22 protein-coding genes are annotated in these 17,463 nt (G+C 63.0%); all 22 read right to left on the bottom strand.

All coding sequences use genetic code 11. The features are described 5' to 3' along the window. Entirely contained in the window at positions 1-651 is a 651-nt protein-coding gene (locus HMPREF1022_RS13260; RefSeq protein WP_009303496.1) for a virion core protein, T7 gp14 family, read from the bottom strand. A 1-nt stretch (position 652) separates the two neighbouring features. After that, a complete protein-coding gene (locus HMPREF1022_RS13255) occupies positions 653-2,743 on the bottom strand; it encodes a hypothetical protein (RefSeq protein WP_009303495.1) in 2,091 nt (696 codons plus the stop codon). Further along, positions 2,743-3,315: a hypothetical protein gene (locus tag HMPREF1022_RS16705; RefSeq protein WP_009303494.1), complete on the bottom strand. Its 573-nt coding sequence runs from the start codon at positions 3,313-3,315 to the stop codon at positions 2,743-2,745. Before HMPREF1022_RS16705 ends, HMPREF1022_RS13255 begins: the two co-directional genes overlap by 1 nt. A gap of 8 nt (positions 3,316-3,323) precedes the next feature. Beyond that, complete coding sequence (locus HMPREF1022_RS13245) at positions 3,324-3,560, bottom strand: tRNA pseudouridine synthase D (protein WP_009303493.1); 237 nt, start codon at positions 3,558-3,560, stop codon at positions 3,324-3,326. Continuing rightward, the gene (locus HMPREF1022_RS18955; protein WP_009303492.1) at positions 3,560-4,279 is read right to left on the bottom strand and encodes a hypothetical protein; all 720 of its coding nucleotides are present in this window, start codon (positions 4,277-4,279) and stop codon (positions 3,560-3,562) included. Before HMPREF1022_RS18955 ends, HMPREF1022_RS13245 begins: the two co-directional genes overlap by 1 nt. Positions 4,280-4,289: 10 nt before the next feature. Then, on the bottom strand, positions 4,290-5,447 hold the full coding sequence (locus HMPREF1022_RS16695) for a hypothetical protein (RefSeq protein ID WP_009303491.1): 1,158 nt from the start codon (positions 5,445-5,447) through the stop codon (positions 4,290-4,292). Positions 5,448-5,457: 10 nt separating this feature from the next. Next, on the bottom strand, positions 5,458-5,877 hold the full coding sequence (locus tag HMPREF1022_RS13225) for a hypothetical protein (protein ID WP_009303490.1): 420 nt from the start codon (positions 5,875-5,877) through the stop codon (positions 5,458-5,460). A gap of 24 nt (positions 5,878-5,901) precedes the next feature. Continuing rightward, complete coding sequence (locus HMPREF1022_RS13220; protein ID WP_009303489.1) at positions 5,902-6,819, bottom strand: major capsid protein; 918 nt, start codon at positions 6,817-6,819, stop codon at positions 5,902-5,904. Between the two features lie 11 nt (positions 6,820-6,830). Further along, positions 6,831-7,550 carry a hypothetical protein gene (locus HMPREF1022_RS13215; RefSeq protein WP_009303488.1) on the bottom strand — a complete coding sequence of 240 codons (720 nt, stop codon included), beginning with the start codon at positions 7,548-7,550 and terminating at the stop codon, positions 6,831-6,833. After that, positions 7,543-7,851 (bottom strand): hypothetical protein, encoded by a 309-nt coding sequence (locus HMPREF1022_RS13210; protein ID WP_009303487.1) that lies wholly within the window; start codon positions 7,849-7,851, stop codon positions 7,543-7,545. The genes HMPREF1022_RS13215 and HMPREF1022_RS13210 overlap by 8 nt, the downstream gene beginning before the upstream one ends. Then, positions 7,848-9,497: a portal protein gene (locus HMPREF1022_RS13205; protein WP_009303486.1), complete on the bottom strand. Its 1,650-nt coding sequence runs from the start codon at positions 9,495-9,497 to the stop codon at positions 7,848-7,850. Before HMPREF1022_RS13205 ends, HMPREF1022_RS13210 begins: the two co-directional genes overlap by 4 nt. Positions 9,498-9,507: 10 nt before the next feature. Continuing rightward, positions 9,508-9,762 (bottom strand): hypothetical protein, encoded by a 255-nt coding sequence (locus HMPREF1022_RS13200; protein ID WP_009303485.1) that lies wholly within the window; start codon positions 9,760-9,762, stop codon positions 9,508-9,510. Between the two features lie 2 nt (positions 9,763-9,764). Next, positions 9,765-10,280, bottom strand: a complete 516-nt coding sequence (locus tag HMPREF1022_RS13195) for a hypothetical protein (RefSeq protein ID WP_009303484.1) — start codon at positions 10,278-10,280, stop codon at positions 9,765-9,767. After that, complete coding sequence (locus tag HMPREF1022_RS13190; RefSeq protein WP_009303483.1) at positions 10,277-11,818, bottom strand: hypothetical protein; 1,542 nt, start codon at positions 11,816-11,818, stop codon at positions 10,277-10,279. The genes HMPREF1022_RS13195 and HMPREF1022_RS13190 overlap by 4 nt, the downstream gene beginning before the upstream one ends. Beyond that, complete coding sequence (locus HMPREF1022_RS13185; protein ID WP_009303482.1) at positions 11,815-12,363, bottom strand: terminase small subunit; 549 nt, start codon at positions 12,361-12,363, stop codon at positions 11,815-11,817. The genes HMPREF1022_RS13190 and HMPREF1022_RS13185 overlap by 4 nt, the downstream gene beginning before the upstream one ends. Then, positions 12,363-12,593: a hypothetical protein gene (locus HMPREF1022_RS13180; RefSeq protein WP_009303481.1), complete on the bottom strand. Its 231-nt coding sequence runs from the start codon at positions 12,591-12,593 to the stop codon at positions 12,363-12,365. The genes HMPREF1022_RS13185 and HMPREF1022_RS13180 overlap by 1 nt, the downstream gene beginning before the upstream one ends. A 1-nt stretch (position 12,594) precedes the next feature. Further along, positions 12,595-12,849, bottom strand: coding sequence for a hypothetical protein (locus HMPREF1022_RS13175; RefSeq protein WP_009303480.1), 255 nt, complete (start codon positions 12,847-12,849; stop codon positions 12,595-12,597). After that, on the bottom strand, positions 12,849-13,481 hold the full coding sequence (locus HMPREF1022_RS16690) for a pesticin C-terminus-like muramidase (RefSeq protein ID WP_009303479.1): 633 nt from the start codon (positions 13,479-13,481) through the stop codon (positions 12,849-12,851). Before HMPREF1022_RS16690 ends, HMPREF1022_RS13175 begins: the two co-directional genes overlap by 1 nt. A gap of 102 nt (positions 13,482-13,583) precedes the next feature. Beyond that, positions 13,584-13,805 (bottom strand): MerR family transcriptional regulator, encoded by a 222-nt coding sequence (locus HMPREF1022_RS13165; protein WP_009303478.1) that lies wholly within the window; start codon positions 13,803-13,805, stop codon positions 13,584-13,586. Beyond that, the gene (locus tag HMPREF1022_RS18650) at positions 13,792-13,947 is read right to left on the bottom strand and encodes a hypothetical protein (RefSeq protein ID WP_009303477.1); all 156 of its coding nucleotides are present in this window, start codon (positions 13,945-13,947) and stop codon (positions 13,792-13,794) included. Before HMPREF1022_RS18650 ends, HMPREF1022_RS13165 begins: the two co-directional genes overlap by 14 nt. Before the next feature lie 294 nt (positions 13,948-14,241). Continuing rightward, positions 14,242-16,434, bottom strand: a complete 2,193-nt coding sequence (locus HMPREF1022_RS16685) for an AAA family ATPase (RefSeq protein ID WP_009303476.1) — start codon at positions 16,432-16,434, stop codon at positions 14,242-14,244. A 17-nt stretch (positions 16,435-16,451) separates the two neighbouring features. Beyond that, positions 16,452-17,462 carry an HNH endonuclease gene (locus HMPREF1022_RS13145; RefSeq protein WP_009303475.1) on the bottom strand — a complete coding sequence of 337 codons (1,011 nt, stop codon included), beginning with the start codon at positions 17,460-17,462 and terminating at the stop codon, positions 16,452-16,454. Position 17,463: the final 1 nt, after the last annotated feature.

Below are 17,463 nucleotides of genomic sequence, written 5' to 3'. Positions count from 1 at the left end.
TTACCCTCTGATTGTTTTGAGGCCATTGCGGAAAATATTCCCGGCCTGAAGATTTCGCAGTACGCTTTGACTGCCGCTTACAAAGCCTTTGCCGGCCTGGGTCACATCGCCCCCGCCGCCGAATCCACCGGCCAGGCTGTAGGCGCTGATGCCGGAGGCCAGGCCGGATATCCCGGCGGTGAGTAGCGACTGGCCCAGGTTCTTGACCGTGGAGCCGTACCAGGAGGCCGCGTTCTCGTAATTTTGGGCATTGGCCTGTTGGGCCTTGACGTTCTCGCGGGTTTCCCATTCTCCCACGGCCTTCTGGTAGCGGTTGGCCCCATAGTCCGCAGCGAAACGGTTGGCATTGCCCTCCAGGGCGGCGGCCGCGCTGCCGCTGGACATGTCCACGCCCAGCGCGCCGAGGTTGGCCACGTTTCCGGCCTGTACATCGGCGTATTCCCGGCGCAGGGCCGAACGCTCGCGGTCCAGGTTTTCCGCTTCGATACGGCCTTTCTCCGCCGTGATCTTGGCCTGATTGCGCGCGGCCGCCGCATTGGCCTCCATCTGGGCCTGTTGGTATCTGGCCTGACGGTTGGCCTGACTGGCCTGCGACAGGCTGGAAATGGCGGAAAGTCCGCCCATGGTCAGCGCAAGCGCGGTGGCGCCCATGTCAAAATCCTCCCTTGCCCGAATACGGAGAAACATCCACGGCCGTGGAGATGGCCAGAACAGTCAGCGGCGTAGGGCTGGTCACCTCCACGATCAGAGGGGATTCGTCCGCCCAGCCGCCGCAGACGTTCAGGGCCAGATCCGTGCCTTCGCTGAAAAATGGTTGCGTCCGGAACGCTCCGGCGCGGATATGTCTGTCCGCGATGGGAGTAAGGTTGCCCTCCAGTCCGGCCAGAAAGGACATGCTGCGATAGGTCCGGAGGCGCACGGCGGCAATTTTGCGGTTGTGCATCATGCTGGAACCCTGCCGGGTCTGAATTTCCGGCAGGTTGGGCACAAGGCGCGAGGTGTACGGCAGGCCCACATGCACGCTGGACGCGGGCCGGGGCAGGGTCAGGCCGCCGTCCGCATCCACGGCCAGGCCGTCCACGGTGCCGCCGTCGGCGAAAACCTGAACCTCACGGCCCGCCAGATGATCAAGCCCGTTGAAGCGCGTGGCGGCCGGGCCCTGGTAATTGAGCGCGCTGTCCAGAAAATAGGCTTCCGCCAGATCGTCGGCGTCAAAGAAGCTGTCCAGCCGTTCCACGCAAAGCCCGCAATCCCGCCGCACCAGAAACCAGGTCTGATCGTCGGGCGTGCCGGGCATGGCGGCCACGTCCTCAAAGCGCCCGTCCGTGTCGTGGCGGTGCCAGCCCATGACTTCCTGCTCCGGCATGTAGGTGAGCCCGGCCAGGGTGCCGTCGGACAGCGCGCACCAGATCACGGAGCAGGGTTCCTGCTGATAAGCCCAGACCGTTACGGCGGCGTCGCGCAGCATGTGCCGGGCCAGAAGGGTCACGTCCTGGCCGAGATATTTGTCCGCGCTGTAGTTGTAGGCGAACTGGCGCACGGCCTTGCCGCCGCGCTGGAGGTAGAGCACGCCGCCGCCCACGGAAATGGCCGGGGCCGCGTTGTCGCCGCCGTTGGCGGTCTGCATTTCAAAGCTGATATTGGAGGGGGTCAGGGCCACGCCCTCGCCGGCGGAAAGCGTCCACTCGCTGCCCTCGGTGCCGAAGGTCAGGGACTGGCGGTCTGGTTGCAGCCAGACGATGCGGTTGGCCTGAGTGGCGGCCAGGGTGGCCTCGATGGCGTCATCATCCTTGGGCGGCGTGGACGCGGCCATGATCTCGAAATCCCCGGTGCGCGAAAGCCAGACGGTAATGGGCCGGTTGGCGGTGGCGGCCCAGCCCAGGCGTTGCTGGTGAAAGAAGACCTGCGAAGGCCAGTCGCCTTCCTTTTCAAACGGATTCTTGTGCTCGGGCGGGGTGTCTTCGGTGTCCGCGCCGATATTTTCATCGTCAAAGGAGCATTCCGCGCCGGACCTGCCGATATAGCCGAACACGCCGTATTTCTTCTTGTAGACGCGGTAATAGGCGGCGCCCTCAACCTTCGGCCAGGTGGCGCGGATGATGTAGCTCACGGAATTGAGGGCCTTGGCCGTGATGCCGACCTCGGCGCCGACGCCGGATTCCTGCCCGGTTTCCCCGTCCACGGCCGTGACGGCGTAGGTATAGACGCGCGTGGCGTTATCGCCGTCATAGCCCCGATCCACAATCTGCAAACTGACGTCGCCGGGCGCGGCGATGGCCGGAACAAAGCTCAACACGCTCCAGCGCCAGTCGTCATCGGCATGGCGGGAAAGTTTGCGCGGGGCGTAGCCCTGATGAGCGAAATAGATCACGTCCGCGGACTGGGCGAAGCGCAGCGAGCGCAGGTCGGCGGCGGCATAGGGGGATTCGAAAACCTTGGGCGCGCCGTTTTCATCAGCCACCAGACGCCCGTCGGGCAGCCAGACGCGCATGGACTTGTCCCCGAACTCCAGCATGCGGCCCTGGGTAGCGGAAAAAACAAAGGAGATCAGACGGGCCGCGTCATTGTGGGCCATGCCCAGAAAACGCGTGCCGGATCTGCGGGTGACGCCGCCCTGGGGCATGGGCACGAAGTTGCGCATCTCCCGCGCGCCCGTGCCGTAGCGAGGCTGATCCACCCTCCCGCGCATCAGGGGGGTGATCTCGCCGCCGTTAAGGACATTTTGAATATGGTAGAGGGGCATCAGAAAACCATCCGTTCTTTGAGGAAGGAGGACCGGCAGACGCGTTCGGGCCGCTGCCGGACGTCATTTTCCACCTTGGCCCGGTCCAGGGCGCGCTCGAACATTTCCAGATAGTCGCGGACATTGCCGCCGCCCTGCTCGACATAGGGCGCGATTTCCAGGGCCACGCGCCAGGCCAGGACATCGGCGAAGGCGTCCGGGAAAGCGGCGGCCTCGGAACTGATGTAGCTGACGGTGACGGCGCCGCTGTCCGTCTGCAGGGCATCCCCGGACAGCGCATACCGGACATGCCGCTCTCCGCCGTCCGCCGCGGCATTCACCACCCGCAGGCAGTCGGCGGGCAGGGGCCAGGCGTAACGCCAACCCGGCGCCGGGCTTTCCGTGCCTCGGGCCAGGGCAGCGTGCTTCAGGGCGAAACTCCACGGATGCAGAGACAGACAATAGGCCACGGCCCGGTCATAAGCGGCGGCCGCTGTCTGAGCTGAAGGCGAATCCTGAAACGCGGCGGTGACGCCTTGGCCCCCTACGCGCATGAGGGCCGTATTGATGATGCTGGTGCGGTTATGACGCATGCCTCCTCCTATCGCAGTTCCGGCGGCAACTGCCGCCCCAGGCGCTCAGATTCGAACGATTCCCGGCAGTGGTCGCGGTCGCCCAAGATCAAGGCCAAGCCGTCAATGAGCTTGCGCGGCCAAGAACGCGTTCCGGACAGTTCCCAACGCCAGGCCCTGCTTGAAATGGTTTCATCCGGCCACCCGCCGCAGAGCGCGTTAAGGAGCTGGTCCAGGGCTATGAGCAAAGTCTTGCCGTAGCCCATCAGGACGCGCTCCCATCAGCGCCGGGCAGAGCGCTGCTGTCGCCATCCGTAGCTTCCTGCGTCGCAACGGCTGCCGCGCTGTAACTGACCGTGATGTCCTCGATCTGTGCCGTGGTCGCGTCCGGGCCGAGCGATTCCAGAGCATCCTCATACCACTGCCGCTGACCGATGAGCGCGCCCGAGGCCAGAGCAAAAGCGTCGGCCTTGGCAATGATCTTTTGCGCCAGCTCTTCCACCGGAATGCCCCGCCCCTGGGCGATGGCCGTGATATGAGCCACATCCGTCGCGCTGTCCCCTGCCAGCAAAGCGCGGGCTTCGCGTTCCTGGCGCTCAAAGGTCAGCAGTTCGCGGTCGGGATAGGTGGCGGTGAGGGCTGCTAGGGCCGCCTGACATCCTTCATTGATCTCAGCGTATTTGCGGATGCGGGCGTTTTCCGGCTTGTTATACTCGGCCAGGCGCTCGGCTTCGGCTGCGGCTTCCTCGGCTTCCAATCGAGCCTTTTCCTGTTCCCAAAGGGCGATGTAGGGGGCCACCCTCGTGTCATAGTCGGCTTCGCTCAAAGCAAAGTTTGGCCTGCCGTCCGTGTACTCCAGGTGGCCCGCGCCGTTGTGCCATTGCATGGCGTGCAGCCTTGTGGGTGAGGCAAATTCGAAGTACAGGGCTCGGCCATCAACCATAATCAAATTGTCTTCCGGAATGACAGTAAGATGCTTAACCATTGATATCCTCCTAAATTTTCATAATGTAAGCTAAGACATAATAGGGTGGTAATACATCACCTTCTGCTGTTAATGTTGCGGCATGAGTATGAGGCATGTTTCCGCCAGCTTCACTAGTAGTGACTGTGGCCGGGTTCGCTCCAGAATTATTTACACCATTTGTTACTCCAACTTGAGAACCAGTATTTGAATAAATACTGTGGCTATGTTTTGGCATTTGAGAAGATATTATTGTAGTCGAACCAACTGTGCCAGATACAGTAATGTTTGTGCTACCACCAGTATCTCCAATATTATATGTAGACCCAGCGCCTAAAACGAATTTATCTTGCAAATTCGGGGTTCCGTTTTTCCCATCGCAGAGCGCCCAACCCCTGGGAATGGCGTTCGCCGCACCCGACCAGAAGATGATTCCTCCAACCGGGAAAGTACTTGCGGAAAGTACTCCCTCTTTACTAAGCTCAAGACCTTCGCCCACCTGAAAGATGCCAGATTGAATGGAGATGAGGCCGGTTTCGTCAACGCTGATGCCCTGTCCGATCCGCACAAAGCCGAGCCGCTCGCTCGTGGCCGGTCCGACTTCGGTCAGGGATTGCGCCAGGTCAGCGGACGCAGCGGCGTCGGCCGCGCTTGCGGCGGCCTCCTGTTCGCTGTGCGCGGCGGCAAGCGCGCTTTGTCCGGCTTCAGCCGCGTTTCGGGCCGCGTCCGTCGCGGAATCGGCGGCTGCGTCGCGGGCGGCGTACACGCTTTGCACGACCTCCTCCGGCGTATCCTCGGAAGCCGCCGGAACCTTGACCGCCCGATCAAGCTCGGCCTCCAGTTGCTGGATCATCTGCACTTGGCGGTCGAGCTGGGTTTCCAGGGCTCTGGTGTCCACGTCCGTGGTGGCGGAAAAGTCCGCCTCCTGGGTTGCCGGAATGGCGGAAGCCACGGCCAGTACCGCCCCTGCGGGAACAATCCCGGCAGAGTTCAACGTGACAGTCCCGCCGCCGGAGGACAGTACGGTCACCGTGTAGTCCGCGCCCAGAACCAGCGCCGTTTCCGTTCTGCCGTCCGTGGAAAAGGTTACGCGCACGTCCTTTTCACTGTAGATGGGAAAGGAAACGGCGTAGGACAAGACCCCGGCGGTTACGATGTAGCGGACAACGACGCTGGTCTGGGCAATCATGGGAATGCTCCTAGCGGGCCGGATAGTTGAGGAAGACGTCCACCTTGCCGGTGGCCGCGCCGTCCGTGGTCAGCTTGATTCTGGCGTAATCCGCCATATCCGGCAGCACCAGCTTGCCGATGACTTCGCCGTCGGCAAAGACCGCGGCCGCATCGGCTCCGCCGCTGACGCTCATTTCCGGCGCGCTCGCCACGTCGGCAAATACGCCGTTCTCTGTGCCGCTTCCCTGTACGGTGACGGTCAGCTTTTTGGCCGCGGGAATGCTCACCGCGCCGTCCGCAACCAGCGTGACGGCAAGCGCCCCGTGATGTTGCCCCACGGCCAGGGCGTTGGCGCACACGACGCCGGCGGAATCGGGCAGCGTAACGCCCTTTTCAAAGTATTGGTCATGCCAGCGGTTTTCCGCGCCGTATTCAAAATGCTTGCTCATATGCTTTCTCCTGTCCGTGCCGCGCTAAACGGCGGCTTCCGTGCCGTCGGGCAGATTGTAGGAACCCACCAGCTTCACGCCGTTGATGTCGCCGATGACGGTCTTCATGGAGCCGTCGTTGACGGTCATCTGCAGGTATTCCTTCTTGATGGCGCTCATGGTCTTCTGCAGGATTTTGTGATGGCCGAAGATGTAGGTGTTTTCCGCCGTGCCGCGCACAGCGGCAATGGCGTCCTCCAACTGGCCCAGGCTGGGCAGGTTGTCGGCGTTGACGTTGACGACGGCGTGCACCGCGCGTTCGGGCGCGAGGTTCTGCCAGCCGAAACGGCCGCGGTATTCAACGCCGTAGCCCAGCACGCCTTCCTGGCTGCGCAGGTGATAGAGGCTGCCGCCGTTGATGGGCGTGATGTCCACCAGTCGGCCCTGGTTAAATCCCGTGGGATCATAGATGCCGATATTGATTTCCTTGTCGAAACGCACCACCAGGACGGTGTAGGCGTTGCCCGTGGCCTGGCCCTTGCTGACGAGTTTCTTGGCCAGAGCGGCCTTGCGCCAATGGTCGCGCCAGATGGCCAGCTCGGTGTCGCTGCCCGCCTTTTTAAGGATGGCGGATTCGCGCCGGGCGAAGTACTTGGGCGCGCCGCCGAACTGGTCGGCCTTGTCCTTGCTCACTTCCATTTCGCCGCCCAGCACGGAGACGTAGGTCTGGCGCAAATTGGTGTCGGCCTTCATGCTGGGCAGGGGCGCTCCCAGTTCGCCGAAGGCCGGGCCCTGCACGTTGGCCAGCACTTCTTCCACGTTCCAGAGGCCGTGCGTGGCCGGAATCCATTTGAGCATGGCCAGAATGGGGGCTTCCTCGGTGAGATAGTCCACCAGCTCCGGGCGCTTTTTCGCCTTGTCCAGGGCGATTTCCTTGAGAGTCTGCGGGATCATGTCGGGCATGGTTGGTCACCTCACTTATTGAACATGCCGTTGTAGGTTTCTTCCGCCGTTTCCGCTTTGTCCGGAGCCGGGGCGGCCCGGCCGCCGGAAAGGGCGTCCGTGGAAATAAGCGTGCCGATGGCGTGAAAAGCCTCCACCAGCACGGGGTTGTTGTTCATGCCGTTGAAAGCCATGGTTTTGGAAAGCCGCCCGCCCATGCGCTTGTCCAGGGCCACCACGGCCTTGAGGGCCTTGGCGCTGTTCTCTTCAAAACGGCTGCCCCAGAGCTTTTGCAGCTCGGCCTTGCCTTTTGCCATGACCGCGTCCGTGATTTCCTTGTTGGCGGCCAGTTGCCAGTCCAGCAGCGCCTGGGCCTGGACCGGGGTGATGCCCTTGTCCACGCAGAACCGGCAAAAATTGTCGCGCACGCCCTCGTCCACCTGGATGCCGTCGGGATATTTCAGCTCCACATCCTCGGGTTTGAGCGCGGGCGTGTAGGACAGGCCGCGCTCAAGGGCCTTGACGGCATCCTCTTCGCCCGCCACGTCCTTGAGCTTGTCGGCCCAGGCGGCGGGAAGGGAGCTTCGCCAATCTTCAGGATGATGCTCGGCGGCGCGTCCCTGCGCCGCACTCGCTCTCGCTTCGCCGGAAAGCGTGGTTTCCGGCTCGCTCCGCTGCGCGGCCGCCGCGCTTCCCTGCGCGGATTCTCCGCCTTCCGGGGGCGTCGCGCCGGGGGTGATGTCTTCAGGCATGGGTTTCCTCCTCGGTTTGCAAAAGTTCAGCGCCGCCGATGCCGCGCAGCCGGGCCATAAGCCGCACGCAGGCCGCCGGATGGGCGGCGGCAATGTCATTCAATATGAGCTGGGCCGCGTTGTGCCAGTTCACGTCAGCCGCATCTCTCAACTGTTCATTGACCTTCAGCGTGTTCAGCAGGCGCATGAAGACGCGCTGTCCGGCTTCGGTCTGCAAGACCTCTCGCAGATCAATACGCGCCTGCCGCTCTTCCTGTTTTCTGGCCTGCCGTTCAGCGGCCAATTCCTCGGGCCTCTTCATGCGGACTCTCCTCCCTGTACTGTTCCCAACACCTCGCCGGCCACGGTGCCCTGGGTTTTCACATTGCCCAGGGCCGCCACTTGTTGCAGCATCTGCGCTTCCGCCGTCTGTTGCCGCTGCGCGGCCTGCGCTTCGGCCCGCTGCCGCCGCATGGCGGCCACGGTTTCATCGGAGCGGATCACCGTGGCGGGCACGCCCAGACGCTGGGCCAGCTCGTCAATGGCCTGCTCAAAGTCGATCTTGTCCGCCAGATCCGGCGCGGCCTGCAGCATGGGCGCGGCCAGCTCGAAAAGGCTCTGGATGGCCACGGCCCCGCTCTGTTCAAGCATCTGAGCCATGGGCGACTGATAGGAGACATTGAGCGAGGCGAAGGGCGAGAGGCCGTCCGGCGGCCGGGGCAGCAGGCCGTATTCCTCCAGCAGGCCGAAAGTGTTCTCCAGCACGGGGGAGAGAATGCGCGGCTCATAGCTGGACACAGTGGGGCCCATGAGCTCGGCGCTGCGTCTGCGGCGGTCCATGTACTCGGTCATGGTCATGCCCGCCGGGCGCGTCTCCAGACTCATGTTGGCGAAGATGTTGGCCATCATCACGTCTTCCAGACGCAGGGAAATCTGGTTGATCTCTTCCTGCACATGCTGGACGGCCGGGCCGAAATTGACTTCATAGAGCGGTTTGAGGCTGTCCGCGCCGAAACCGCCGGAGGGGATGACGGCCCCCGGCGAGGTGTCCACATAGGCCTTGAGCGGCCCTTGCGAAACAAGCACCGGGTCGATCATCTTTTCCACGCCCACGGCCTTGCGCAATTCCCAGCCTTCGATGCCTTTCTGGTCGGCCAGGGCCTCGTCGCCGGGCCCGGTGCCGTACACGCCACGCGCTTCCTCCCAGACTGTGAAAAAGAAGGGCATGGCACGGAAGCCGCCCACGTCCAGAAAATCGCTCGCGCCGCCCTCCTCATACCACCAGGAGCCCCAGGGCATGTTGCTCCGGTCCATGCGTTCCGGATCGCGCGCCGCCCGGCGCTGGACCACATGGCGCACGGGCACGGGATCATACGAATCCTTTTTCAACTTCTGGCGGCTTATGTCGGAAAGACGGTCCTCGCCGAAGCGCCGGGCCAGCTCGCGCGGGGTCATCAGCAGGCGGCGGGCCACGGCGTCAAGATCGCCGTCCTCGTCCAGGGCCACGCAGTACGTGCCGCAGGTCTGGCAGAAATAGCGGGCCACCGTGCGCGGGCTTTCCTCGCAGCCCAAAAGAGCGCAACCGAAGCCCAGCAGCTCCTTGTTGAAAGAATGGATGGCCCGATAGAAGCCCCCGGCGGAAAGCACGGTGCGCAGCAGATTGTCAACCGCGTCCACATACTCGTTCCCGCCCGTGGCCTCGCGGTCCTCGCGCAGCAGAAAGGCGTGCTTGAACCAGGGATTGCCGGCCGGAGTAATGGCCTGGGTCATGCCCGCGGCCGCCTTGCGCAAGGCGCGGTTGGCCGCCGGATTGAACAGGTTGGACTCGCGCAGGCTTTCCGCGTCCTCGCCCTGGAACAGCCCGCGCGAAGGCAGGATCAGCCGCCCCAATTCGCGCTGTTGGGCCAGACGCCTGGCGCGCAGGCTTTCCAGATGGCCGACGAGTTGCTTGACGTCTTTCAAATCCATTCCGCAGCCCTCAACCGTTCAGGCCGGAGCGCCCCAGCAGGGACGTGCCCGTGCTGTTGGCGCCGCCGGCAACGCCCAGGGGCGACGTGAGCAGCGTGCCGCCCATCTGCCGCCGCTGGCGCAGTTTGCGCTTTTCCTCGTCGCGCACATTGGAGGCTTCGGCCTCCTGCTCCGCCTCGCGCGGCGCGGCCTCGGCCTCATAGACCACGGGAGCCGGAGCGCTGCTCTGGCCGCCGCCGAAAATGGATGAAATCACGCCGCCCATAGTTATGCCTCCAGGTTGAAATTCTTCCGTTGCAGCACGGCCATGAGACCGTCGCGGCAACGCGCGGGCTTGTGTATGCCGGGCATGTGGCAGGCTTTGGGCAGCAGCGCCGGCTTGCCGAAGCCCCAATGCTTTGCGGCTCTGGTCACATAACGGTAGTGCGCGGGCCAGACGGCCAGCAGCCCGGCCAGCGGACGCGCCTGAAACAGATGCGCTATGGCCTGACGCCCGAGGTTTTTCCAGTCCGGCCGCGCCGCCTTGAAGATGCAGAAATGCACACAGCCGCACAGGCCCATGACAGGGTTGAGCCAGACGGTTCCCGCAAGGGCATTATTCCGGTCATGGGCCAGCCAGCAGACCGCATATTGGGGATTGACGCACTCCAGCCAGTCCAGCAGGCAGGGATCGACACGGTTCCAGATCACGGCCCGCGCGATGCCTTCGGACTCCATCCGCTCAAAGGGCAGACGGCGCAGCGCGGGCGTGTCGGCCAGGGCAAAACGATACTTGATGCTCATATGACCCCCGGCCCGCCGTAGCCGTACTTGAGGCCGTGCTTGTCGCCGCTCAGCAGTCTGCTGGTTTCGCGCATGCGGTCCAGCTCCTTTTCAACGGCGCTGCGTCCATCCGCGGCATCAGGGAAAGGCACGCTCACATCCGGGTCCACGGCTCGGGACAGACAGTCGAGCATGTCGTCATGGACGCAGACCGGGAAGCTTTCGTATTCCTCCTCCACAAATTCCCTGGTAAAATTGCGGATGCGGCCCTCTCCATCCCTGAAGCTGGCCTGCGCCGGAAGAAAAAATCGTCCCTGCTCGAACCACGGAATCAGCCGCCTGATGCGGTCGATCTTGGCTGTCTTGCCGCCAAGAGGACGGATGGCGAAATGGTAGTTGAGCCGGTCCATTTCGCCCTGGATATGCTCGATGTCCGATTGCAGGCCGTACTGCTCATAGCCCACAAAGAGCGGATCGAACTCCCGCGCCAGACGGAACACCGTTGCTGTGCGCTCAGTGAGATTCAATCGGGAGCGCTCGGCGTGAATGAGATACAGCCCCTTGTCCACGTTCCAGCCGACAACGCAGAATACGGAGTAGTCGCTGGCCTTTTTCTTGCTTCCTGCGGGGTCCACGAGGATGACGCGGTTCATGGGACGCCAGAGATTTTCAGCGGGCCGCCAGTAGCGCAGCCATTCCGTGCGGAAGCCGTCCGCCTTGTCGGCCAGCGGGTTCTGCAGCATTTGGCAGGCAAAGACGTAGGGCCCCATGTCCCGACGCTTTTCATCAAGCACCTCGCGCGACAGCAATACCGGTTCACCCTCAAACGTGCCGTCGCTGGTGGCCGGGTGCAGCCGCACTGACACGGAGCCGGACTTGATAAGCTCGGCATAGGTGTCGTTGGCATGGTAGCGGGTGCCGATCATGCGCCGCGCTCCGCCGCGCGCTCCCAGGTTGAGCGACAGACGCCAGGCCTCGGTGGTTTTGGCGATCTGCTCCGGCGTGCTCACGCTTTCCAGCGTCACCACATCGTCATAGATCAGCAGATCAAAATGTTTGCCTGTGGGTTGACCATCCACCAGGCCCCAGGCTTCCACGGTGTTTTCCTTGGGATTGTTCTCCCGCCGCACCACAATGCCGTTGTCCTCGCTCCAGGTGCGGAATTCGCCCTTGGCCTGGGGACAGATATGCGGAAAAAGCTCTTGCAAAAGCCGGTTCGTCTCGAACTCGCGCTTGATCTGACGCAAAAAGGCCTTGGCGATGGGCCGGGTATGGCTGAAAATTCCTACAGTCAGGCCGGGATTGTTCAGAATATTCTGAATGGTCAGGCCCACGGTGATAATCGTGGACTTGTAGTGCTCGCGCGCCCAGAGATCCAGACAGCCGTCCGGCACGGCCTGCACCTCGCGGCAGCGGGCGAAACAAAAATCGTTGTCCATGTCCGCCCGGCCCATGCCGTGAACCAGCAGGAAAAAGAGGTCTCCGGCGCACAGGGCGCGCAGATCGTCGGCGTGGCTCGCCTGGGCGTAGGCGGCTCGGGCCTGCTCGCGTTCCGTCATGCCTGACCTTCCTTTTCTTTCCCCAGCCGATCCAAAAGCCCGGCCACCACAGGCGTGACCTCATGGTGCAGGGCCATGCCGCCGGAGATTTCGTTTTCCACTTTGTCCTTGAACATGCCCATGTGCCGCCCCAGCAGTTCCAGCGCTTTCACCTTGTCGTGTTTCTTGAGTTTGAGGCTGCCGCCGTCCTTGGTGGTGGTTTCGCTTACTTCGGCCACGCTGGCGGCCTGTTCTTCAGTCAGGTCCGCACTGGCCTTGAGCTTTACGCCGTCGGGTCCCCACTCCATGAGGTCGCGCGGGTCCGCAAAAGCGATCTTCGCCAGTTCGGCCACCACGCGGTCGGCGGTGATCTCTACCCGCTGCGCACGCTTGGCCTGGCCTGCGGCGATAGCTTCTGCGACTGAAGTTTTCTGAAGTAGCTCAGCGCCGATACGGTAGGCCGTCCGCTCGCTGTACCCCGCACGGATAGCCGCCTGCGTGGCATTGAGGTCCACCAGGTATTCCGCCACAAAGGCGGCTTGCTTATCCGTGAGTTTGCGCGCCATCACATGCCACCCAGAACTTTCAGCAACCATGTCAGCCCGGCCCCGATACTCACACCGACCGCCCCGGCTCCTGCAATCCATCCGCCTATCCAGACCTGCCGTCGCTCCAGCACGGCCAGGCGCTTGCCGTGATCTTTGAGCTGCGTGATCACCACCTCGTCCAGGCGCTGGTTGAGCCCGGCGAGCTGGGCCTCGATGCGGGCCAGGCGCTCTTCGGCCGTGGCGCTCATCTCAGAAGCCCAGACTCAACAGGCCGCTCAGCAGCCCCGCGTCGATGGGCGGAAAACCCACCTCGGGGAAAAAATAATTGAGCACGGGCCAGAGGATGAAGTGCCAGACAACCATGAAACCAAACACATAAGCCATGGCTTTCGTGGATTTTCGCGCCTTGCGCCGCGTGACCCGCGCGCCGTCCGGTTCCATGGTGGTGACCTTCTTGACGAACAGACCGGCCAGTCCCCCGGCCAAGGTGGAAAGCACGCCCATTACGCGATCTCCTCAAGCAGTTCGCCTTCCTGACGGCGGCGTTTCTGATAGCCGCTCCATAGCCTGCCGTTCTTGAGACGAGCGGTGGCGTCCTGCCAGTCCTGATTGACGAAAGCCTTCCAGGTGTTGGGATATTTGCGCGGGCTGTTGACCCCGCGCTGATACTGGATGCTGACGATGACGGCCTGGGCCTGCCAGGGCAGAGTTGCGAACCGGCCCGGCAGACCGACGGCCCGGTCATAATAGTCGGCAATTTTTGTGATGTGATGGTTGAGCATGGCCGCATCCAGCTCGTCGGCCACGGCCTGGCTGATCGTCAGCGGCAGACGGTGCAGCGCGTCCACGGCGGCGGCCTTGCTCCGGCTCAGATAGGGGCGGAGTTGATTAACAATGCCGGGACTCACGCCCATGCCGTTGAGCGTCTCGGCGTCCGTCTGGCCCAGGTTCACGCCCGTGCCGATGGTCACGCCGCTGATGCCCATGGGAATGTACCGCTCCGGGTTCGGGCCGCCGTAATAGTTGGCTGTGCCGCCTGTGGTCAGATCGCAGGGAATATAACCCCGCAACTGCTGCGGCCCCTCGAAGCCGGGACGGCGAAGGACGCTGTGGATCTTGTCGGTGAAGATGGGCATGGGCTACGCTCCTGCTTTTGGCAAAAGCGTAACATGGGTTTTGAGGTGACAGGCTGAATTTAAAGCTGGTGATAAGCTGACGAAGGCTGGTGATAAGCAATTTTAGCTTGACAGCTTTTCCCGCCATAACTGAAGGTGTACCGTTTCAGCGCTATAGCGTCTTTTGGCCCCCATGCCCTCAATGGCGATAGGCGCTCCCATGCTTACCCATTTCCGGACGACATGACTGCTTACCCCCATCTCCTCGCAAATCTCGGCCATGTTCCGCAGAATCTTGGGCGTATAGCTCACCACCACGGGCCGCGCGCTGTTATTCTCCGTCATGCCGCACCTCCTCCACGGATTCCGCCTTCCCCTTTTCCGGCAGGCCGTTTTCCTCGGCCCGCTGTTCCGGCTCCCACCACCGCCGACCGTGTATGCCGGGATTGTCCGCCGCCACGGTTTCGGGGTATTCGTAATCACACATCGCGCCGCTCCTTTGTTCCCGCACCCCTGCACCCCCTCCTCGGGGAGGGGAGATATATAGCTCTACGAGCTATATATATCTCCCCGTCGTCGGGGGTGCAAATTTTTCTTTTAATTTCAATATGTTATAAAAGACATTTCCAATTTCCAGACGTTTCCACAGGTAGCATGGAAATCCGGAAATCTCTCAAAACTTCCGGAAACGCTTTTCCGGAAATGGCTGGAAATCATACATAACCCATTGTTTTTGCTAAGTCTGCATGGAAATACTTTCTTGGAAACGCCGGAAACGGTGTTACGAATCATTTTCCTTATCCTCCGTCGCGCCGGTGGCGAACTGCCCCATGCCCAGGGCAAAGTCGCCGTCCGGCACGTCCAGCCATTTCTTGCTGGTGCTGCCCTTGGCGATGCAGAGCACCAGGCGTTTTGCTTCCAGAAGCCGCTGGGCATAGGTTTCCAGGGGGTGCCGCGCCAGGGACCGCAATTCGGCGGGCAATTCCTGCCGCCGCGTGAACAGGCCGTTGGCCCCGGTTTTGGTAAAGGGCTGTCCCCGTTGCGCGGCTTCGGCGCAGGCCGCCGCAAGGCTGTCCAGAAGCGCCGGCGTGCGCTCCCTGGCGGCGCTGCGCAACTGCTCGTTGCGCACCTCCAGCAGGCCCGCTTCGTTGCGTATCCAGGTCTTGATCTCCCGGTCGCCCGGCCCGTTGCTTTTGACCAGGCAGCCCTTCATGACACGGTTGCGCGCCCAGTCCACGCCCAGCGCGGCGCAGGCAGTCCTGCCCGCCTTTTCCTCCACGTTCCAGAGCACATAGGCCGCCCTGGCGTTGTCCACGATGGCCGAGGTGCCCCGGATCAGGGCGCGGGCCTCTTCCGGCGTGGCCACGTTGGCCTTGCTCTTGGCCAGATGGTGCACCAGCACCACGGCCGCGTCGGTTTCCTGCGCCAGTTGCGCCATGTGCCCCATGGTGAAGGCTCCCACGGCGGGATCGGCGTTGATGTCCGCCATGACGAAACTGGCCAGCGGGTCAATGACGATGAGCGCGGGCCGCAGTTCCACAAGCTGGGCGCGCAGTTCCAGCCAGTCGGCGGACAGCTCCGGGCCGTGCTTGCCGGGCACGATGACCGGCAGCGGCCCCCCGGCGTTGGGCAGCGGCAGCACATACATCTCCCGCGCCCGGCCCACGCCGATGCTCTGAAGACGGCGATGCACTTCGTCGGCACTGTCTTCGGCGGAAATAACCGCCACCGGCCCCTGCCGCAAAATCCGGTTGCCGAAGGCCGCCAGATCCGGATTGAAATCCTGCGCATCATCCCCGCCGTTCTCGCGTAGAGCAACCTTGCCCGCGACTTTGAGTCCCAGGTCCAGGGTCAGCAGACCCTTGCCGGCGTCGCCCATGGCGGCCAGCACAAACACCGCGCCGCAGGGCATGATGTTCTCCACAAGCCAGCGTCGCTCCGGGGCTTTTCCGGCAAAGCGATCAAGGCCCCATGACCGGATGTCCCGCCGCCGCTGCTCCGCACCGGCCAGCAGTTGCCGCTTCACCTCCTCCAGCCCTTCACGCTGGTGCAAATCATTCCAGTCCGTGGGCCTGCCCTCATCCGCCGCAAAGGACGGAAAGAGCGCAACGCCTCCAACCTCTTTGGCGCAGGCCTCGGCCTTGGCGCGCCCCACGTTGCCCGTGGACGTCCAGCGGTCGTCGTCGCCGCAGATGACCAGGCGGCAGCCGGGATGGACGTCGCGCCAGGCCCGCGCCACAGGCAGCAGATTGCCCGCGTTGAAAGCCGTCAGCACGGTCCAGCCCGTGGCTCTGTGAATGCTCGCCGCCGTGGCGTAGCCCTCGGCCACGGCCACAACGTCGTCTGTACCGGGAATGCGGTGAAAGCATCCGGCGATGGCGCCGCCGAAGAGAAATTTTTTGTTCCCGTCGGCGTCGATGAATTGCAGGGAGCGCAGTGCCCCCGCCGAGTCCATGACCGGCACCAGCAGTTTCCCGGCCGCCATTTTGAGACCGTAGGCACTCACGTCCTTTTGGCTCAGATAGGGATGGGCGCCGCATCTAACGGCGCGCGTCCACTCCTTTTCAGCCCGCGCGGCGGCCTCAGCGGCAAGCCGCGCGCGCTCTTGCTCCCGCATCCTGCGGGCGCGCTCCAGATGCGCCTGTGCGATTTTCGACTCCTCAAAGCTGAGCGAGTCTTTTTCTTTTGCGCACCACGTCCAGCTTTCGCCGGTTCTCCAGTCGCCCGCCTCTCCGGCGGGCAGATCGTCCACATAAAACACATACCAGCCGGACGTGCGGCCGGGCTTGTCGCCGTCCGCCGGACATCGTTGCACCCGGTCTCCAGTCGGGGCGACGCTGCCGCCGGGGTGCAATCCCTTGGACAGCAGGAACTCACGGAACGCTTCAGCGGGATTCACAACGCCGCGGACCCGGTTGCGAACGGGCCGGGCATCCTGCCGCGTGGCCGTGTTGAAGTCGAAGACAGCATTCATGTTCGCTCGCTTTGACTTCAAATTTCTTGGCTGGACCAGCAGCGTTGCCGCCAGTCGCAAAACTTGCATTCAAACCAGGTCTCGTCAGTGGCACAACGCGGCAGCAACTGCCCGGCCTCGCAGGCCCGCACCAGATTAACGGCCTTGTCGGAAAGCTCCTGCGCCGTCGCCGCGTCAAAAGGCACGTCCAGAGCGCAGATTTCCATGCTGTCGGCATTGAGCGCCGTGAACAGCGCGGGCGCGTCGGTCAGTTCAAAATAGGCCATATAGAGCTGTACCTGCCCGTAATAAACGGGATAGGCCTTTTTGAGCCCGTCGCGCCCGATCTTGTTCCAGCCCTTGGCGCCGAGAACTTTGTTCTCCCAGAGGCGCGGATACGGACCGCACTCTTCCGGACCGGAGCGCACTACGCCGTCGGCGTAACCCAGAATCTTGCCGTCCAGAGCACGGAAGCATATTTGCTGGCCGTCGGCATTGTGCGTGTACAGCTCAAAACCGGCCTGACGCAGCCATTGGGCCATCCAGTTTTCACCCTCGTGCCCCCGGTGAAAAATGCGCAGAGCCTTGCCCGTAAACGGCTTATCCTTGGGCGCTTTGAAAAATTCATATTGCAGCTTGCGCAGGCAGGATTCGCCCAGCCGGGACGCCCCGATGCGCGGCGTGCGCGCGGCCAGCCGTTCAGTGTCAGCCGCCTCCTGCGCGCGCAGCATAGCCGTATCCACCAGATGCGCCACGCGGCCGCCGGTATTGCGCATATTAAAATCCTGCATGTCTTCTTCTCCTCTGTAGCCATGCCGCCTGCCGTGACAGTCACGGCATAACACCAGCAAATCCTCGTCCCGCTCCTGGAACAGCCGCGCGTAAGTCAGATGGTGCACTTCCAGCGGCCCGCCTTTTCCGCATTCCCGGCAGCGCCCCCCGGCCCGCTCCAGGGCCATCTCCCGCCGCTGCCGCCAGTGGTCCGTTTTCAGATAGTCCTGATAGAGCGCCTTGCGCTCCCGGCCGGACAGCCGTCTCCGCAGCACCATG

The sequence above is a fragment of the Desulfovibrio sp. 6_1_46AFAA genome (assembly GCF_000224635.1).
In the GTDB taxonomy this organism is placed as follows: domain Bacteria; phylum Desulfobacterota; class Desulfovibrionia; order Desulfovibrionales; family Desulfovibrionaceae; genus Desulfovibrio; species Desulfovibrio fairfieldensis.
Note: the sequence above shows the minus strand (reverse complement) of the source record. Positions and strands in the feature narration are given on the sequence as shown.

What these genes read in the sequence shown, in the direction of transcription:
- HMPREF1022_RS13260 (WP_009303496.1), bottom strand. Translation starts at nt 651, where the DNA reads ATGGGCGCCACCGCGCTTGCGCTGACCATGGGCGGACTTTCCGCCATT.
- HMPREF1022_RS13255 (WP_009303495.1), bottom strand. Translation starts at nt 2,743, where the DNA reads ATGCCCCTCTACCATATTCAAAATGTCCTTAACGGCGGCGAGATCACC.
- HMPREF1022_RS16705 (WP_009303494.1), bottom strand. Translation starts at nt 3,315, where the DNA reads ATGCGTCATAACCGCACCAGCATCATCAATACGGCCCTCATGCGCGTA.
- HMPREF1022_RS13245 (WP_009303493.1), bottom strand. Translation starts at nt 3,560, where the DNA reads ATGGGCTACGGCAAGACTTTGCTCATAGCCCTGGACCAGCTCCTTAAC.
- HMPREF1022_RS18955 (WP_009303492.1), bottom strand. Translation starts at nt 4,279, where the DNA reads ATGGTTAAGCATCTTACTGTCATTCCGGAAGACAATTTGATTATGGTT.
- HMPREF1022_RS16695 (WP_009303491.1), bottom strand. Translation starts at nt 5,447, where the DNA reads ATGATTGCCCAGACCAGCGTCGTTGTCCGCTACATCGTAACCGCCGGG.
- HMPREF1022_RS13225 (WP_009303490.1), bottom strand. Translation starts at nt 5,877, where the DNA reads ATGAGCAAGCATTTTGAATACGGCGCGGAAAACCGCTGGCATGACCAA.
- HMPREF1022_RS13220 (WP_009303489.1), bottom strand. Translation starts at nt 6,819, where the DNA reads ATGCCCGACATGATCCCGCAGACTCTCAAGGAAATCGCCCTGGACAAG.
- HMPREF1022_RS13215 (WP_009303488.1), bottom strand. Translation starts at nt 7,550, where the DNA reads ATGCCTGAAGACATCACCCCCGGCGCGACGCCCCCGGAAGGCGGAGAA.
- HMPREF1022_RS13210 (WP_009303487.1), bottom strand. Translation starts at nt 7,851, where the DNA reads ATGAAGAGGCCCGAGGAATTGGCCGCTGAACGGCAGGCCAGAAAACAG.
- HMPREF1022_RS13205 (WP_009303486.1), bottom strand. Translation starts at nt 9,497, where the DNA reads ATGGATTTGAAAGACGTCAAGCAACTCGTCGGCCATCTGGAAAGCCTG.
- HMPREF1022_RS13200 (WP_009303485.1), bottom strand. Translation starts at nt 9,762, where the DNA reads ATGGGCGGCGTGATTTCATCCATTTTCGGCGGCGGCCAGAGCAGCGCT.
- HMPREF1022_RS13195 (WP_009303484.1), bottom strand. Translation starts at nt 10,280, where the DNA reads ATGAGCATCAAGTATCGTTTTGCCCTGGCCGACACGCCCGCGCTGCGC.
- HMPREF1022_RS13190 (WP_009303483.1), bottom strand. Translation starts at nt 11,818, where the DNA reads ATGACGGAACGCGAGCAGGCCCGAGCCGCCTACGCCCAGGCGAGCCAC.
- HMPREF1022_RS13185 (WP_009303482.1), bottom strand. Translation starts at nt 12,363, where the DNA reads ATGGCGCGCAAACTCACGGATAAGCAAGCCGCCTTTGTGGCGGAATAC.
- HMPREF1022_RS13180 (WP_009303481.1), bottom strand. Translation starts at nt 12,593, where the DNA reads ATGAGCGCCACGGCCGAAGAGCGCCTGGCCCGCATCGAGGCCCAGCTC.
- HMPREF1022_RS13175 (WP_009303480.1), bottom strand. Translation starts at nt 12,849, where the DNA reads ATGGGCGTGCTTTCCACCTTGGCCGGGGGACTGGCCGGTCTGTTCGTC.
- HMPREF1022_RS16690 (WP_009303479.1), bottom strand. Translation starts at nt 13,481, where the DNA reads ATGCCCATCTTCACCGACAAGATCCACAGCGTCCTTCGCCGTCCCGGC.
- HMPREF1022_RS13165 (WP_009303478.1), bottom strand. Translation starts at nt 13,805, where the DNA reads ATGACGGAGAATAACAGCGCGCGGCCCGTGGTGGTGAGCTATACGCCC.
- HMPREF1022_RS18650 (WP_009303477.1), bottom strand. Translation starts at nt 13,947, where the DNA reads ATGTGTGATTACGAATACCCCGAAACCGTGGCGGCGGACAATCCCGGC.
- HMPREF1022_RS16685 (WP_009303476.1), bottom strand. Translation starts at nt 16,434, where the DNA reads ATGAATGCTGTCTTCGACTTCAACACGGCCACGCGGCAGGATGCCCGG.
- HMPREF1022_RS13145 (WP_009303475.1), bottom strand. Translation starts at nt 17,462, where the DNA reads ATGGTGCTGCGGAGACGGCTGTCCGGCCGGGAGCGCAAGGCGCTCTAT.